General features: G+C 66.8%; 18 protein-coding genes. 12 read left to right on the top strand and 6 right to left on the bottom strand.

Going from position 1 to position 16543, the window contains the following annotated elements; all coding sequences use genetic code 11:
* Window positions 1-63 precede the first annotated feature (63 nt).
* Entirely contained in the window at window positions 64-864 is an 801-nt protein-coding gene (locus tag EPL00_RS03500; RefSeq protein ID WP_135851804.1) for a GHMP family kinase ATP-binding protein, read from the bottom strand.
* Window positions 865-1043: 179 nt separating this feature from the next.
* On the opposite strand from EPL00_RS03500, the gene EPL00_RS03505 reads away from it, so the two are divergent.
* Window positions 1044-2057: a zinc-binding dehydrogenase gene (locus EPL00_RS03505; RefSeq protein ID WP_238398111.1), complete on the top strand. Its 1014-nt coding sequence runs from the start codon at window positions 1044-1046 to the stop codon at window positions 2055-2057.
* Window positions 2058-2089: 32 nt separating this feature from the next.
* Here the strand turns inward: EPL00_RS03505 and EPL00_RS03510 are convergent, their stop codons facing one another.
* Window positions 2090-3346 carry a cation:proton antiporter gene (locus EPL00_RS03510; RefSeq protein WP_135851803.1) on the bottom strand — a complete coding sequence of 419 codons (1257 nt, stop codon included), beginning with the start codon at window positions 3344-3346 and terminating at the stop codon, window positions 2090-2092.
* 18 nt (window positions 3347-3364) lie between these two features.
* On the opposite strand from EPL00_RS03510, the gene EPL00_RS03515 reads away from it, so the two are divergent.
* The 5 genes from EPL00_RS03515 (at window position 3365) to EPL00_RS03535 (ending at window position 6820) form a co-directional block, all read left to right on the top strand.
* The gene (locus tag EPL00_RS03515; RefSeq protein ID WP_135851802.1) at window positions 3365-3643 is read left to right on the top strand and encodes a hypothetical protein; all 279 of its coding nucleotides are present in this window, start codon (window positions 3365-3367) and stop codon (window positions 3641-3643) included.
* A 36-nt stretch (window positions 3644-3679) separates the two neighbouring features.
* Window positions 3680-4489, top strand: a complete 810-nt coding sequence (gene pyrF, locus EPL00_RS03520; protein ID WP_135851801.1) for an orotidine-5'-phosphate decarboxylase — start codon at window positions 3680-3682, stop codon at window positions 4487-4489.
* A gap of 78 nt (window positions 4490-4567) precedes the next feature.
* Window positions 4568-4840 carry a DUF7520 family protein gene (locus EPL00_RS03525; RefSeq protein ID WP_135851800.1) on the top strand — a complete coding sequence of 91 codons (273 nt, stop codon included), beginning with the start codon at window positions 4568-4570 and terminating at the stop codon, window positions 4838-4840.
* A 69-nt stretch (window positions 4841-4909) separates the two neighbouring features.
* Window positions 4910-5329, top strand: coding sequence for a GNAT family N-acetyltransferase (locus tag EPL00_RS03530; RefSeq protein ID WP_135851799.1), 420 nt, complete (start codon window positions 4910-4912; stop codon window positions 5327-5329).
* A 99-nt stretch (window positions 5330-5428) separates the two neighbouring features.
* Window positions 5429-6820, top strand: coding sequence for an APC family permease (locus tag EPL00_RS03535; RefSeq protein WP_135851798.1), 1392 nt, complete (start codon window positions 5429-5431; stop codon window positions 6818-6820).
* Between the two features lie 10 nt (window positions 6821-6830).
* Here EPL00_RS03535 and EPL00_RS03540 read toward each other — a convergent pair whose 3' ends face one another.
* Together EPL00_RS03540 and EPL00_RS03545 are read right to left on the bottom strand one after the other, a co-directional pair.
* Entirely contained in the window at window positions 6831-7610 is a 780-nt protein-coding gene (locus EPL00_RS03540) for an SAM hydrolase/SAM-dependent halogenase family protein (RefSeq protein ID WP_135851797.1), read from the bottom strand.
* 507 nt (window positions 7611-8117) lie between these two features.
* Complete coding sequence (locus tag EPL00_RS03545) at window positions 8118-8636, bottom strand: nicotinamide-nucleotide adenylyltransferase (RefSeq protein WP_135851796.1); 519 nt, start codon at window positions 8634-8636, stop codon at window positions 8118-8120.
* A 171-nt stretch (window positions 8637-8807) separates the two neighbouring features.
* Here EPL00_RS03545 and lonB point away from each other — a divergent pair, with 171 nt between their 5' ends.
* Window positions 8808-10820: an ATP-dependent protease LonB gene (lonB, locus tag EPL00_RS03550; protein WP_135851795.1), complete on the top strand. Its 2013-nt coding sequence runs from the start codon at window positions 8808-8810 to the stop codon at window positions 10818-10820.
* Between the two features lie 166 nt (window positions 10821-10986).
* The gene (locus tag EPL00_RS03555; RefSeq protein WP_135851794.1) at window positions 10987-11178 is read left to right on the top strand and encodes a hypothetical protein; all 192 of its coding nucleotides are present in this window, start codon (window positions 10987-10989) and stop codon (window positions 11176-11178) included.
* Window positions 11179-11254: 76 nt separating this feature from the next.
* Here the strand turns inward: EPL00_RS03555 and EPL00_RS03560 are convergent, their stop codons facing one another.
* Window positions 11255-11569, bottom strand: a complete 315-nt coding sequence (locus tag EPL00_RS03560; protein ID WP_135851793.1) for a hypothetical protein — start codon at window positions 11567-11569, stop codon at window positions 11255-11257.
* A 346-nt stretch (window positions 11570-11915) separates the two neighbouring features.
* On the opposite strand from EPL00_RS03560, the gene EPL00_RS03565 reads away from it, so the two are divergent.
* From EPL00_RS03565 to EPL00_RS03580, 4 genes are read left to right on the top strand one after another with little or no spacing between them, the layout of a single operon-like run.
* On the top strand, window positions 11916-12623 hold the full coding sequence (locus EPL00_RS03565; protein ID WP_135851792.1) for an acyl-CoA synthetase family protein: 708 nt from the start codon (window positions 11916-11918) through the stop codon (window positions 12621-12623).
* Window positions 12624-12671: 48 nt separating this feature from the next.
* Entirely contained in the window at window positions 12672-13451 is a 780-nt protein-coding gene (locus tag EPL00_RS03570) for an aldo/keto reductase (RefSeq protein WP_135851791.1), read from the top strand.
* Between the two features lie 42 nt (window positions 13452-13493).
* The gene (locus tag EPL00_RS03575; protein ID WP_135851790.1) at window positions 13494-13928 is read left to right on the top strand and encodes a hypothetical protein; all 435 of its coding nucleotides are present in this window, start codon (window positions 13494-13496) and stop codon (window positions 13926-13928) included.
* Window positions 13929-13973: 45 nt separating this feature from the next.
* Complete coding sequence (locus EPL00_RS03580; RefSeq protein WP_135851789.1) at window positions 13974-14525, top strand: GNAT family N-acetyltransferase; 552 nt, start codon at window positions 13974-13976, stop codon at window positions 14523-14525.
* A gap of 7 nt (window positions 14526-14532) precedes the next feature.
* On the opposite strand, the gene EPL00_RS03585 is transcribed toward EPL00_RS03580, so the two are convergent.
* On the bottom strand, window positions 14533-16542 hold the full coding sequence (locus tag EPL00_RS03585) for an AMP-binding protein (protein ID WP_135851788.1): 2010 nt from the start codon (window positions 16540-16542) through the stop codon (window positions 14533-14535).
* Between the last annotated feature and the right edge of the window lies 1 nt (window position 16543).

A 16543-nucleotide genomic window follows, 5' to 3' on the forward strand; every position in this document is an offset into this window, starting at 1 on the left:
CAGCACGTCCTTAGTCTCGGTGGCAGACGAGTCAGACCGTCTCGGACGAACGAGCGCCGCGGGTCAGCGCAACTCCGCGCCGTCGGGACAGACCTCCGTCCGGTGCTGTAGGACGCCCTCGACGCCGACCGCGAACACCGTCTCGCCCACCATCGCCATGCTGGCGGCCCCGCCCGCGGCCTCGACTTCCTCGACCGCGCGGCGGACCTCCTCGGTCGGCAGGTCGATGGCCTCGGCGAACGCCCACGAGTCGCGGGTCAGTCTGGCCAGCGAGGGGTCGTCGGGGAGCGCGTCGAGCGTGGCCGACCCCTCGCGGGCGACTCGTCTCATCAGGTCGTCGTCGGCCAGCGCCTCGTCGGTGGCGATGGGTCCGAACGACGAGTACTCGATGGGCGTCTCGCGCTCGAATTTGCGGGGGTCGCCGCCGTCGCCGACGACCAACCCGCCGCGGTTCTGGACGAACACGTCGCCGAGACCGGTCCCGGCCTCGACCTCCGCGCGGTGGGCGAGTTCGACTACCTCTTCGCGGGAGAGTGCGAGGTCGAACTCCCCGTTCGCGGCGATGACCGCGGCGAGGGTCGCGGCACCGCTCGCGCCGAACCCGCTCCCGATGGGAACTTCGGCGGTCAGGTCGGCGCGCGCTGGCACGTCCAACTCGCGGAGCGCGATTTCGACCGGTTCGAAGGCGGTCGGCTCGCCGCCGACCGTGACCACGGGGGCTCCTCGGGCGGCGCTCTCGTCTTCTGCTCGCTGTACGTCCGCGACCACGCCGTCGGCGATGGCGACGCTCGCGCCCTTCGACTGGTCTGCGGTCTCTGCGGGCGCGAAGACGGCGGTGACGCTTCCGGGGGCGAACGCTCGCATACCGGGAAATTGGGCGCGAGTCCCATTTGAACCCTCGGGACGCGGCGACCGGGCGACAACCGAGCGACGACCGGGCGATAACCCAGCGACGACCGGGCGACAACCGAGCGACGACCGGGCGACAACCGAGCGGCGACCGGCCGACGACCGTTTACCGCTCGGGCAGGTAGGTGTCCGGCGTGACCGAGCGCATGCACGCGGTCGCCATCGAGGAGTTCGGCGACCCGACGGTGTTCGAGGACCGCGAGTTCGACCGACCCGACCCCGACGCCGAGGAGGTGCTGGTCCACGTCGAGGCGTCGAGCGTCAACCCCGTCGAGTACAAGATTCGGCGGGGCGACCTGCCGCCGTTCGCGCCCGACTTCCCCGCAATCGTGGGCTGTGACGCGGCGGGCGTCGTCGAGAGCGTCGGCGACGACGTGACGGCCTTCGAGGAGGGCGACGAGGTGTACGGCATGGTCGGCGGCGTCACCGGCGCGCAGGGAGCCTACGCCGAGTACGTTCCCGCTCACGCCGACCTCCTCGCGCCGGTCCCCGAGTCGCTGTCGTTCGCCGAGGCCGCCGCGCTCCCCGTGGTCGCGCTCACCGCGTGGGAGATGCTGGTGGACAAGGCCGACGCGGGCGAGGACGACTCGACGCTCGTCTACGGCGGGGCGGGCGGCGTCGGCCACGTCGGCGTCCAACTGGCCGACTGGCTCGGCGCGGACGTGTCCGCGACCGGTTCGACCGAGCGCAAGCGCGAGTTGGCCGCCGACCTCGGCGCGTCCGCGACCATCGACTACACCGCGACCGACCCCGACGAGTACGTCGCCGAACACACCGACGGCGAGGGGTTCGACGTGGTGTTCGACCCGGTGGGCGACGACCACCTCCAGACCGCCTTCGAGGCGGTCGCGCCGTTCGAGCGCGTCGTCACCACCGAGTCGAGTTCGACGCAGGACCTCTCGGCGATGCACCAGCAGGCGCTCTCGCTCGGCGTCGTCCTCTCGATTCTGCCGGTCCTCCGCGGGACGGGGCGCGAACGCGTCGGCGACCGTCTCCGGCGAATCAACGAGGTCGTGGCCGACGGCGGTCTGGAACCCGTCTTGGACGACGAGCAGTTCGCGCTGACCGCCGAGGGCGTCGCCGACGCCCACCGGTACGCCGAGGAGGGCGACCACGTCGGCAAGATTTCGCTGGTTCGGGAGGCGTAGGTCCCCGACCACGGAGTCGTTCGGCGGGCCGTTCAGTCCGCGTCGATGGCACCCTCCATCGACCCCATCGTCTCGGTGGTCCGGAGGACGTACGGCATCAGGACGCCCTGCACGACGATGCTGAGGACGGCTACCCCGAACACCATCGCGCCGAGTTTGTCGTGGTACGGTAGCGCGTCCGGGACGGAGAGAAAGAGGGCTATCGGGATGACCGTGTGCATCCCGCCCCAGACGAGGACGTGCTGGTAGTCCAGCGGAATCTTCCCGGTACTCGTTCGGTTGACCAGTTTGATGACCGGGTAGACGGAGACGGCCCGGACGAGGAACACCAACAGCGTGGCGACGAGGATGAGCGGCGTGAAGTTGAGCAGGTGGTCTACCGGCACCCGGATACCGACCAGCACGAAGAGGACGGTGGTGGCGAGGAACGCCGCGGTCCGCCAGATTTCTTCGATGAACTCCACGCTCTCGGGGCGAATCACCTTCGCCTTCCCGTAGGTTCCGATCAACAACCCTGCCGAGACGACCGCGAGGACGCCGCTCAAGTGGAGTACCTCCTCGGCGAGGAGGTAGCTCCCGTACGGGAGGATGACGAGGAACAGCAGTTGGGCCATCTCCTCGACGGTGTACCGTAGGACGAGGAGGACGAGACCTCCGGTCACGGCACCGACGACGAGGCCGCCGAGGCTCACCCACGTTATCTGGACGGCGAGGTCGAAGAGTTCCGGGAGAGTGACGAGACCTTCTATCGGCTGGTCGGTCTGGACCTGCTCCCAGACCAGCGCGAGGAGCGTCGAGAACGTCACGATGGCGAACCCCTCGCTCAGGTGGCTCTCGGTCTCGGCGAGGACGCCGAGTCGCGCCGGGGCCTCCGTGTCCCGGAAGATAGCCAGCACGGCGACCGGGTCGATGGGGTAGACGATGACGGCGAACAGCAACGCGATGACGATGGGAACGCCGAACGCGTAGCTCCCTAACAGTCCGAGGAGTAACACGGCGAACGGGAGTCCGAGGACGACCATCAGAATCGCCTCGGGAAGCGTGTCGGCGAAGTGTCCGCGCTTCGTCTCCTCGGCACCCTGAAAGATGATGGTCGGCAACAGCACCTTCATCACGAGGTCCGACGAGAGGTCGAGGCTGACCTGTAACTGGGAGACCGAGATGGCGAATCCGACGACCACGAGGACGACCGTAAACGGGATGCGCACGCGCCGCGCCAAGGTTCGGACGACGGCGGCGATACCCAACACCAGCATGAGTTCGGCGACCAAGACGACGAGTTCGCTCATGGACCGGTCTCCATCCGAGTGTCGGACGCTCTCGGTTCGGCGCTCGGAGACGGGGATTCGGCCCCCGGAGACGCCGGTCCGTACCGGTCGGTCGGCGGGACCGGCGTCCGGCGCTTCGGGACTCCTCGGGGAGGCGTCGGGAAACGAGTCGGGACCATTACCACGGTTTCGGTCCAGAAGCGGAAAAGGCTGCTAGCCGCTGTACTCGAAGCGGCGCGACCCCGGCCCGTCGCGGAGTCGGGAACCGACACCGACTCCGGAATCGACGCCGGGTTCGACACCCTCTCGGCCGAGTAGCAACTTTTGTATCCGCACCCCCAGAATCCGGGAGCAATGACCGCGTTCTTCGACCGACTCACCGACCGCATCGCCGACATCGACAGCATCGTTTCGGTCGGTCTCGACCCCGACACCGACCGCCTGCCCGACGACGTTCGGGACGCCGACCTGCCGCGGTGGGAGTTCAACCGCCGCATCATCGACGCGACCCACGAACACGCCGCCGTGTTCAAGCCCAACGCGGCGTTCTACGAGGACCCCGACGGCTGGCGCGCCTTGGAGAAGACGGTCGAACACGCCCGCGAGAAGGGGGTTCCGGTCCTGCTCGACGCCAAGCGCGCCGACATCGGCAACACCTCCCGGCAGTACGCCGAGGCGCTGGACTCGGTGGACGCCATCACCCTCAACCCCTTCCTCGGGCGGGACTCGCTCGCCCCGTTCCTCGACCGCGAGGAGTCCGGATGTTTCCTCCTCTGTCGGACCTCGAACCCCGGCGGCGCGGACCTACAGGAGTTGGAACTCGCCGACGGCGACCTCGTGTACGAGCGCGTCGCGGACCTCGCCAGCGAGTGGAGCGCGGCGGGCAACCGGAACGTCGGGTTGGTCGTCGGCGCGACGACGCCCGACGAACTCCGGCGCGTCCGCGAGCGCGTCCCGGACTTACCCTTCCTCGTCCCCGGCGTCGGCGCGCAGGGCGGCGACGCCGAGGCCGCCGCGACGTACGCCACCGCGACGAACGGCGCGGGACTGGTCAACTCGACCCGCGGCATCATCTTCGCCGGAGAGGAGTCCGACCAATCCTACGCCGACGCGGCCGAGGAGGCCGCCCGCGACCTGAAAGAGCGCCTGAATCGGTACCGCTGACTCACTCGGACCGACACGGTCGCTTCGCTTCCGTCCAGTACCGACACGCCTAATCGCGGCCGGTCCCAACCGCCGAGCGTGACTACCGACTCGACGATTTCGAGCCGACCCATCTTCGCCGCCGTCTCGGTTATCGTCGTCCTCGTGGCGGGCGGTATCGGCGCTATCGTCGGCGCGTCCGGCCAGAAGCGCGAGGTGGCGATGGACCTGCTGGGCGTGGTGTCGTTCCAGATGACGCCGGTCGTGATGGCCGCGTTCGGGATGGCAGTGACCGCGAGCGTGCTGGCGCTCCTGTTCGGACTGGTCAGCGTCGCTTCCCGGTACGACGACGAGAGTGGCGAGCGCGCCTGAGTTCCCACGGACAGTGGCGAACGTCACCGCGGCGAAACGTCCTTGTCACTCCCCTCCGAGGAGTTCCGCATGCCCGAAACTCGTGTCGAAGAGCTGACTACCGAAGCGGAGTGGACCGCCGCGCTCCCGATTCTGCGTCAACTCTGGACCGACGCCGACGAGGCGTTCGTTCGGTCGTGGGCCGACGAGGACGACTATCGGCTGTTCGGCTTACTGGCCGACGAGGTGCTGGTCGCGGTCGCGGGCGTCTCGATTCAGCGCGTCCTCCACCACGCTCGCCACGCGTGGATTCACGACTTCGTGGTGGACGAGACCCACCGCGGCGAAGGACACGGCGCGGCGCTCCTCGATTTCGTGGAGTCGTGGGCCGAGGACCGAGACTGCGAGTACGTCGCGCTCGCGGTCAGGGGAGGCAACGACGACGCGCTCGACTTCTACGAAGCCGAAGGGATGGACCGGTGGGGCCACGTCGTCGAGACCGGGCTCTGAGGCGGTTCGGTTCGTCGCTCGGCGTTTCCCCTCCGAGAGGGTGCGAAAACTTATAGACGGCTAAAAGATTCAAACGTCTCCTTCCGTTAGACGGGCCGAATGGCTACTGGCGAATCCGAAATCAGGGGCGACGCCGAGGGCGGGGACCTCGGTCTCACCGGGGCGATTTCGATGGCATTGGGTGGGATGATAGGTGGCGGTATCTACGCGGTGCTGGGGGTGGTCGTGAAGGTCACCGGGGCGCTCGCGTGGCTGTCGTTCGTGCTTGCCGGACTGGTCGCGCTCTGTGCCGGGTACTCGTACATCAAACTGAACCAACTGAGCCAGCCCGAGGGCGCGTCGCCGACGTATCTCGAATGGTTCGCCGACAGTTCGACGCTCGCGGGGATGGCTGGCTGGACGCTGTTGTTCGGTTACGTCGGGTCGATGGCGATGTACGCCTACGCGTTCGGGAGCTACGCCGTGGACATGCTCCCGATGGAGCAGGTGTTTGGCCTCCCGTTACGGGCGTTGCTCTCGCTCGCCATCATCGGCGTGTTCGTCGGCCTGAATCTGGTCGGCGTCGAGGAGTCCGGCTGGGTCGAAATCGTGCTGGTGGTACTCAAAATCGCGGTCCTCGTGGGTTTCGTCGCGTTCGGCCTCTGGTTCGCGTTCGCCAACGGCGGCGAGACCGCGACCGGCGGCGGCGTCGAACTCGGCCTCGGCGGACTCGGATTCGAGCCGATTATGGCGGCCGCGATGTCGTTCGTCGCGTTCCAAGGCTGGCAACTGCTGATGTACTCTCAGGGGACGATCAAGGACCACAGCGACACGAACCCGACCGCTATCTACATCTCGATTCCGACCGCGGTGGCCATCTACATCGGGGTCGCAATCGTCACGACCAGCATCGTCGGCGTCGCACTGGTCTCCCAGCGCCCCGAGGTCGCACTGGCAACCGCTGCAAGCGAGTTCGGCGGGTCGATGGGCCACTTCGTCATCGCGCTCTCGGCGCTGTTCTCGACCGCGAGCGCCATCAACGCGACGCTGTTCACCAGCGCGCAGTTCTCCGACCGACTCATCGAGAACGAACTGCTTCCCCAGCAACTCGACCCCAAGTCGCCCGACGAGTTCGAGGAGGGCGACCACCTGCCCAAGCGAATCATCGTTCTCCTCGGCCTGCTGACCGCGGCGTTCACCGTGGTCGGTAGTCTGGAGGGCATCACGTCGTTCGCGTCGCTGACGTTCATCGTCGTGTTCGGCGCGATGAGCTACCTCGCGCTGGGACAGCGCGACCACGAGGACGTGTCGGCGATTCCGCCCGCCGTCGGACTGGTCGGGACGGTCGCCTTCCTGCCGATGATGCTCTGGCACCTCTGGAGCGCCCAGCGGGGCGTCTTCTACACGGTCGCGGCCATCACGGTCGTCGCCGTCGTCGTGGAGTTAGCTTACTTCGAGATAGATTCGCTCGGCGGGAAGACCGACGACGAGACCTCGGTTCGGAGCGACTGACTGGTCTTTTTTACTCGACTCGCACCTCGTTGCCGACGGCAACGCCGAAGGCGTCGTCACCGCGGCCGCGGTTGACCGCCAACTCGACGTTGCCGTGACTCCCGACCGTGACGAGTCGGTCGCCAGCGGGCAGTTGTGCGTAGGCTCGCGCGACCGGTGCCGACTCGCCGTTCACCGACACCGACTCGCGGTCGCCCAGCAGCTCGCCGGGGAGGTTGGTGACGGCGTTGCCAAAGTCGTCCACGACCAGCACCTCGCCGACCGCGATGCCGTCGCCGACCGCGGCCCCGTCCTCGATGTCCGGGTCGGGGAACCGGAGGTCCTCGTACTCGCCGACGGGCACCACGTCCTCGCGCTCGTGGAACCGTTCGACGCCCTCCTCGTGAATCTCGGCGGCGGCGGGCGCGAACACGTCGCGGCCGTGGAACGTGGAACTCGCGGGGTCCAGATACTCGACCTCGAAGACCTCGATTTCGGTCGCGTCGGTGCGGTCGGCCAACTCGCGGGCCGCCGGGAGGAGAACCCCGTTGTCCGGTCCGACGAGCGCGTGGTCGCCCGCTCGAATCGCCAGCGCGGCGCGTTCGGTGCCGACGCCGGGGTCCACGACGGCGAGGTGGACCGCCGAGGGGAAGTAGGGCAAGACCTCTCGAAGCCAGAACGCGGCGGTTCGCACGTCTTGTCGCGGGAAGTCGTGGGCTACGTCCACCAGTCGCGCGTCGGTTCGCTGTAGCATTACGCCCTTCATCGCGGCGGGGTAGGGCGTGCCGAAGTCGGATGCGAGCGTTATCATGGTCTGTCGTTCGGTCGCGTCGGTCTAAAATCATCAGTCTCCGAATCGTCGGGTGGGGCCTCCGGGTCGAACGTTCGGACCGTCTGGGTCGAACGCCCGAACCGTCTCCGGGTCGAACGCTCGGACGGTCCGGCAGTCGGCGCGTGCTGGCGCGGTCCCCGTGACCGCGCCGACACGCGCGAGGGATGAGTAGCGCAGGGAGAAACGACCGGAGGGAGTGCCGACCGAGCAACGCAATCGGTTGGGGAGGAGGTGGCCCGCGGTCGCGGTGCGGCGCGGTGCCGTGCGGCGCGGTGCCGTGCAGTGGACTCCTCTGCTCAAGCCTGAAGCTAGCTCCTTGACGCCCGGCTACCAGCACCGAAACGACCGGCTACCAGCACCGAAACGCCCGGCTACCAGCACCGAAACGCCCGGCTACCAGCACCGAAACGACCGGCTACAGAAAGCACTCTCAACCGACCAGCCACAGAAATCCCACCCGAACTGCTCGGCGAACTACGAGACTCGTCACTTTCCGTTGCTGTCCGAGTCGCTCACGCGCTGAATCCGGTCCAGACCGCCGGTCTCCTCGACGACCTCGACCACGGCGTCCGGAACCAGCGACTCCCAGTCGTCGCCCGCTATCATCCGGTCCCGAACTTCGGTACCCTCCAAGACGTGACGGTCGTACATCGGCGACTGGCGCACCTCGACCCCGGCCTCCTCGAACAGGCGGATAACCAGCGGGTTGTTCGAGTACGCCACGTCGAAGTCCGGACTCATGCTCTGGACGTGGCTGACCCACACCGAGTTGCGGTCCAAGTCCTCGATGGGAACCGCGTAGGTCACGAGGTCCGAGTCCACGAGCGACTTCGTTATCATCATGATGCGCTCGCCCGCCGTGAAGGGGTCGTGTCGAGTGTGGGAGTCGCCCGCACTCCCGATGCCGAGGACGAGTTCGTCTACCTCCTCGGCGATGCGCTGGACCACGTTGTGGTGGCCGTTGTGGTAGGGTTGGAACCGACCGATGTAGAACCCGCGAGTCATACAATAGCGTTCCACGGTGAGGTTTTATAAGCGTGGCGAGTCGCCGCGCTCGGAGGAAAGCCGGTTTTCAGCCGCTGTCGCGGTGAGTTCGACGTAACCGCCTCCGGCGAATCGAGGGAGAAAGTATATCAATTCTCCAGCCCTGCATTCAGACACGTACAGGACAGTTCTATGAGCAAGGACACCGATAACGAGGCTCCGCCGCAGGAGCAAACGTCCGAGCAGGGGGGCTCGGCGTTCGAAGACCTCGGCAGCGATGTCGAACCCGACATCGCGGACGACGAAGCCGTCGAGGAGGACCTGCTGGGCGGGCTTGACATCGAGACCACCGAAGAGATAGACATTCCCGACCGACTGGTGGATCAGGTCATCGGTCAGGACCACGCCCGTGACGTGGTCCAGAAGGCGGCGAAACAGCGCCGCCACGTGATGATGATCGGCACGCCCGGCACGGGGAAGTCGATGCTGGCGAAGGCGATGAGCGAACTCCTCCCCAAGGAGGACTTGCAGGACGTGCTCGTCTACCACAACCCCGACGACGGCAACGAACCCAAGGTTCGGACCGTCCCGGCGGGGAAAGGCGAGCAGATTATCGAGGCCCACAAGGAGGAGGCCCGCAAGCGCAACCAGATGCGCTCGTTCTTGATGTGGGTCATCATCGCCATCGTGGTGGGGTACGCGCTCCTCATCGCCACGCGACCGCTGCTCGGCATCCTCGCGGCGGGCGTCATCTACCTCGCGTTCCGCTACGGGTCGCGGGGCAACGACGCGATGATTCCGAACCTGCTGGTCAACCACGCCGACCAGACCACCGCGCCCTTCGAGGACGCGACCGGTGCCCACGCCGGTGCGCTGCTGGGCGACGTTCGCCACGACCCCTTCCAGTCCGGCGGGATGGAGACCCCGAGCCACGACCGCGTGGAGCCGGGTGCCATCCACAAGGCCAACAAGGGCGTGCTGTTCGTGGACGAGATCAACACTCTCGACATCCGCAGTCAGCAGAAGCTGATGACCGCGATTCAGGAGGGCGAGTTCTCCATCACGGGCCAGTCCGAGCGCTCCTCGGGCGCGATGGTCCAGACTGAACCCGTCCCCTGTGACTTCATCATGATTGCCGCGGGGAACATGGACGCGATGGAGAACATGCACCCCGCGCTCCGGAGCCGTATCAAGGGGTACGGCTACGAGGTGTACATGGACGACACCATCGACGACACCCCGGAGATGCGCCGGAAGTACACTCGGTTCATCGCCCAAGAGGTCGAGAAGGACGGCCGACTCCCGCACTTCGACGAGGAGGCCGTCGAGGAGGTCATCCTCGAAGCCCAGCGCCGGTCGGGCCGTAAGGACCACCTCACGCTCAAACTGCGCGACCTCGGCGGTCTCGTCCGCGTGGCGGGCGACATCGCTCGCGCCGCGAACAAGGACCAGACCGAGCGCGAGGACGTGCTGCAGGCCAAGCGCCGCAGTCGCTCCATCGAGCAACAGGTCGCCGACGACTACATCGAGCGCCGGAAGGACTACGAACTCACCGTCAATCAGGGCGAGGTCGTCGGCCGCGTCAACGGACTCGCGGTCATGGGCGAGGACTCCGGTATCGTCCTCCCCGTGATGGCCGAAGTGACGCCCTCGCAGGGTCCCGGCGAAGTCATCGCCACGGGGCAACTCAAGGAGATGGCTCAGGAGGCGGTCCAGAACGTCTCGGCCATCATCAAGAAGTTCAGCGACGAGGACATCACCGAGAAGGACGTTCACATCCAGTTCGTCCAAGCTGGCCAACAGGGCGTGGACGGCGACTCGGCGTCCATCACGGTCGCCACGGCCGTCATCTCCGCGTTAGAGGACATCCCGGTCGGACAGGACCTCGCGATGACTGGTTCGCTGTCGGTCCGGGGCGACGTGCTGCCGGTCGGCGGCGTCACGCACAAAATCGAGGCCGCCGCGAAGGCGGGTCTCGACCGCGTCATCATCCCGGCGGCCAACGAGGACGACGTGATGATCGAAGAGGAGTACGAGGAGCAGATCGAGATCATCCCCGTCTCCCACATCAGCGAAGTGCTGGAAGTCGCGCTCGAAGGCGAGGCCGAAAAGGACAGCCTCGTGGACCGCCTGAAGAACATCACCGGGTCGGCTCTCGAACGGCAGGTCGGCCGTCAGGGCACCGGCAGTCCGAGTCCGCAGTAACGGTCTCGACGTTTTCTTCGTATTTTCGCGCCGAGAGCGCGAGCCACGGCACTCCTCGGCCGTCGCCCGCGACGCCGCTCGTCGGTCACCCGCGGCGTGTGTGGCCAGTTCTCACTCGTCGGGAGCGATAGACATCTCTTTTAGGCGACCAGTCGTAGCGTGAAACATGGGACTCAAAAAGAGCCTCCTCAGCGGTATCGTCGCGTTCGTACTCGCCACTCTCGTCGTCCGCGCGGGCGGCGGAAACGGAACGAAGTTCGGCCTGCTGACCGGCGGGTCCGTCGCGGTGACGACGTGGCTGTCCGGGCGGGACGACGGCACCGAAATCGAGTTCGAAGACGAAGTCGCCGCCGAGTAGCGCCGCCCACTCCTGTGCGGGCGACCGCCCGAGTTCGCAACCCCGTTTTTTCTTCGAGACCGCTCGTCGGTCGGCGTCAGACCTGCCACATCGGCGACCGGGTGGCACCGAACAGTCTGCGATGGAGTTGCTGGACGAACCGATGGAGCATCGTGAACACGAGCATGATGACGAAGACGCCAGCGGCGAAGTAGACGGTCCGGGCCGCGCCGTCGAGGCCGAGTTGCGAACTGCCCCAGAAGATGGCACCGCCGGTGGCGATGACCGTCGGGGCGCAGACGGCCACGCAGACGACGGCGTAGATGGCTAACGCGGCGAACTCTCGGGCGTAGCGGACGGACTGGTCTCGCAGACGACGGGCGGCCGTCGCGGTCTCCTCGACGAGTGACATTTCAGCGGTAATTCCAGTACGATTGATATAATTGTTTGCGTATCGTTAGCAGTCACACCGACGTTCGGCGGTTCGCCGGACGACCGGAGTGGCACACGAAATCCAATAGCAGGCATTCGACCGACTGCACCCTCCACCCAGCGCGCCGCTTTACCTACCGCACCACTCTACCGATTGCATCGCGCCAGCGACCACGCCGCTCTACCGGCCGCATCGCAAACCGGAGCAGGGGGCGGAGAAAATAAAATTATGTTTATAAAATATCTTTCTACGTCTAAGAGACAGCTAAAGCCACTTCCGTTCGAGAACCGACGCGATTTTTCCGCCCCGCTTCCAACGGCCGAGCATGGACAAGTTGGGCGACCTCGTGACCCGCGAGCGGCGGAGCGACGACACCGCCCTCGTCGCGCCGCGCGAGAACCGGCGCTACGACTACCACCGGTTCTGCACGACTGCGTGGAAGACCGGCAACTTCTGGCGGCGACGAGGAGTCCACGCCGACGCCACCGTCGCGGTCGCAGACGACCCCGAACCAGAGGTCGTCTTCTCGTTTCTCGGGGCGGCGCTACTGGGCGCGCGGACGCGGTTTGGCGTCTCGGACGCTCTCGACGCTCGCGTCGTCGCCGCGCCGTCCGAGGAGGTCGGCGACTACGAGGTCGCGCCGGGGTGCCAGCGCGTGGGCTACGGCGGCCCGCCCGACGACCCCGCCGTCGCGCACTTCGAGCGCGACGTGTGGAGCGAGAACCCGGCGTTCCCGGAGACGCCGGTCGAGAGCGAGGCGGTCGCGCTCGTCGCCGGGGACGAGGCGTTCTCCCACGCGGACCTCCTCGGGGCGGCCCGAGCGGTGGCCGACGACTGGGACCTCGAACCCGGCGACGAGGTGGCGGTCCGGGCACCGCTCGCGCGCCCCGGCGCGGTCGTCGCGGGCGTGGTCGCGCCCTTGCTGGCGGGCGGAGCCGTTCTCCTCCCCGACGGCGACGCGACGGGTGATTTCGCGGTCGCGGACGGCGACGCGCCCGAGGAGACCGTCGTTCGACCCGAGGCAGTCGTCTGACCGACCGGCGTCCGGGGGGACTAACTGTCCCGGCGAGAACGAGACGGTATGAGCGACGACCCGCTGGCGGTGACGCCGAGGCTCGGACTCGGGACGATGGGTATCGAGGAGGCCGACCGCATCGCGTCGGCGATAGACATCGGCTACCGCCACCTCGACACCGCCCAGATATACGACAACGAGGCGGTCGTCGGCCGAGGTATCGAGCGCGCGTCGGTCGAGCGCGGGGACCTCTCGCTGGCGACGAAGGTGTGGGCCGACAGCCTCGCGCCCGAGGAGGTGGCGGCCAGCACGCGCGAGAGCCTCGACAGGCTCGGGGTCGGTTACGTCGATTTGCTCTACGTCCACCGACCCATCGACGCCTACGACTCCGACGAGACCCTGCCAGCGTTTGACCGCCTGCGCGACGAGGGCCGGGTCCGCGCCGTGGGCGTGAGCAACTTCGACGCCGAGCAGGTGGCCGAGGCCCGCGAGATTCTGGACGCCCCGCTCGCGGCGAATCAGGTCGAGATGCACCCTCTCTACCAGCAGGACGACCTGCTGGCCGACGCCCAGAAAAACGACTATACGCTGGTCGCCTACTCGCCGCTCGCGCAGGGCGAGGTGTTCGACGTACCCGAGATACGCTCTGTCGCCGAGAAACACGACGTGACGCCCGCGCAGGTCAGTCTCGCGTGGCTCGCCGGAAAAGACGAGGTCGTTCCGATTCCCCGGTCGGCCAGCGACGCCCACCTCCGAGAGAACCTCGCGGCGCTCGACCTTGAACTCGATTCGGACGACGTGGCCGCCATCGAGTCGATAGACCGCGAGGAGAAGCTGTTCGAGTGAGCTAACAGAAAACTTACTACTCCGTGCCCGCGACCGTACCGGATGACCGACTCGACGTTCTGGAAGGGACTCGCGCTCTGGTTCGCTGGCTTCGCGGCGCTCGCCCTCCTCGGCGGCGCGGTCTTGGGCGTCGTATTCCTCGGCATCGGGCAGGCTCCGCCGCCGCCGATGGACGACCTTCGCGTCTCGAACGGCGACGACCAGAATCACACGGTCCGAATCGAGATTGTTCCCGTGAACGTCTCCGCGACGGGCGAGTCGCCGGATACCTTCACCGAGTCGATAGCGTCGCTCGAACCGGGCGAGTCGGTCGCGTTCGAGGAGGCCACCGCGGCGGGCGAGGAGTACCGACTCGTCGTCGCCGTGGACGACCGCGACCCCGAATCGTTCGCGGTCACGGGGACCGACGACTACTGCACGACCGAGATACGTGTCGAAGCGAACGCGACGGTCGAGGTCGTCACGTCCTGCGCCTGAGGGCGAGAGAAAACGATTTTACCGGGGCCGCGCGTCCGTCGGACCATGCCCGGCGTCACTTTTGCGCGCGGCGAGCGCGTCAGCCTCCACACCGTCGAACGCGACGACGCGGCGTTCTACCAGCGCGGCCGCAACCACCCAGATGTCCGCGGTCCCCTCGGGTTGGCCGACCCGACGAACCTCGCGCAGTCCGAGGAGACCGTCGAGGACTGGGTGGAGCGGGACGACAGCGCCAACCTGTTGGTCTGTCTGCCGCCGGAGGACCCCGACGCCGACCCGACTCCCATCGGCACCGTGAACGCGTGGGAACTCGACCGACCTCGTGGGAAAGTCTCTTACTGGCTCCTGCCGGAGTACCACGGCGAGGGGTACGCGACCGAGGCGATGACGCTCTTTCTCGACCACCTCTTCGACGCGCGGTCGGTCCGGGGGGTCCAAGCCCACGTCTTCGCTCACAACGACTCCTCGCGGGCCTTACTCGACCGCCTCGGCTTCGCGCTCGAAGGGACGCTCCGGCAGAACAACTTCGTGGAAGGCGCGTACCGCGACGAACACGTCTACGGACTGCTCCGCGACGAGTGGGTCGGAGCGGAGTGAGTCGGCGCTACTCCGCGTCCGCCAGTTCGTCCAGCGCCTCGGGGTTCTCGATGGAGGACATGTCGCCCAACTCCTCGCCGGTGTAGGTCGCCTCGATGGCCCGCCGGATGATTTTCCCGCTCTGAGTCTTGGGGAACTCGGAGACGAACAGCACCTCGCGGGGCTTGAACGGCTTGCCGAGTTCTTGGCCGACCTGTTCGCGCAACTCCTCGCGGAGCGCGTCGCCGACCTCGAAGCCGTCTTCGAGGATGACGTAGGCGACCACGGCCTGTCCGGTGGTGTCGTCGGGGACGCCCACCGCGGCGGCCTGATTCACGGCGTCGTGGTCGATGAGCGCACCCTCGACCTCGGCGGGACCGACCTTCCGGCCCGCCACGTTGATGGCGTCGTCCGCCCGGCCGTGGAGGAACCAGAAGCCCTCCTCGTCCTTCTGCGCCCAGTCGCCGTGGTCCCACAGCGGCGGGTCTTCGAAGGACGACCAGTACTCGTTCAGGTAGCGCTCGTCGCCCGACCAGAGGCTCTTGGTCATCGAGGGACAGGAGTCTCTGGCGACGAGGAAACCCCGCTCGTGAGTGTCGGCGATGGACTCGCCCTGCGAATCCACGATGTCGATGTCCATGCCGAGTCCCGGCCCGCCGAGCGTGCAGGGCTTGAGCGACTGGATGGGCATCGGCATCAGGAAACAGCCCATGATTTCGGTGCCGCCGGAGATGTTGATGATGGGCGCTTCGCTCCCGCCGACCTTCTCGTAGAACCACATCCACGACTCGGGGTCCCACGGTTCGCCGGTCGAACCCAGCAGGCGGAGCGTCGAGAGGTCGTGTTTCTCGACGTACTCGTCGCCGTACTTCCGCAAGGCCCGAATCGCGGTCGGCGAGATGCCGAACGTCGAGATACCGTGGCGGTCTATCATCTCCCAGAAGCGGTCGGGTTCGGGGTGGTCGGGCGCGCCCTCGTACATGAAGACGGTGCCGCCGAGGGCGTGGTTGCCGATGAGCGTCCACGGTCCCATCATCCACCCGATGTCGCTCACCCAGAAGAAGCGGTCGCTGGGCTTGTGGTCGAAGCCGAAGTAAATCTCCTTGGCGGCCTGCATCAGCGCGCCAGCGTGGGTGTGGACGATGCCCTTCGGCTTGCCAGTCGTGCCCGACGAGTACAGGAGCATCGACTCGTCGTTCGAGTCCATCGACGCGGTGTCGTACTCGTCCGATTGGGTCTCGACGGCTTCCTCCCACGAATCGTCGCGACTCCGCCACTTCAGGGACTTCTCGTCGCTGGTGATGTAGCCCAGTCGCTCGTAGACGATGGTGTGTTCGACGTGGCCCGCTTGGTCGATGGCCTCGTCGGCGGTGTCCTTGAGGAACACCTCGTCTCCTCGGCGGTAGAAGCCGTCGGCGGTGAACAGCACCTTACACTCGGGGTCCTCGATGCGGGTCGCGGTCGCGTCCACGCCGAACCCGGAGAAGATGGGCACGACGATGGCTCCGACCTTGAGCGCGCCGTAGAGAATCGAGACGACCTCCGGGACCATCGGCATGTAGAGCCCCACCGAGTCGCCCGCTTCGACGCCGCGCTCTTCGAGCGCGTTGGCGACCTTGTTCGACTGGCGAGCGAGTTCGTGGTAGGTGATCTCCCGGACTTCGCCGTCTTCGCCTTCCCAGATGGTGGCGACCTTGTTGCGATTCTCGCTGTCGGGCCGAGCGTGGCGGTCCACGACGTTGTGGGCGATGTTCAACTCGCCGCCCTCGTACCACTCCGAGAACTGGGGTCCTTTGCTGTCGTCCCGAACGGTGTCGTACTCCTCGTAGAAGTCGATACCGAGGTACTCGACCAGTTCGTCCCAGAACCACTCGACGCCCGATTCGCCGACCCCTTCCACCTCCGAGGTCGTCCGTTCTATCAACTCGTCGTAGTCGTCGATGCCGTACTCCTGCATGAACTGGTAGACGTTGGTCGATTCCACGAACTCGTCGCTGGGTTCGTGGACGACCTCGTCTACGTCTTCGAGCGTATCCATC

This window comes from Halorussus salinus (assembly GCF_004765815.2).
GTDB classification, from domain to species: Archaea; Halobacteriota; Halobacteria; order Halobacteriales; family Haladaptataceae; genus Halorussus; species Halorussus salinus.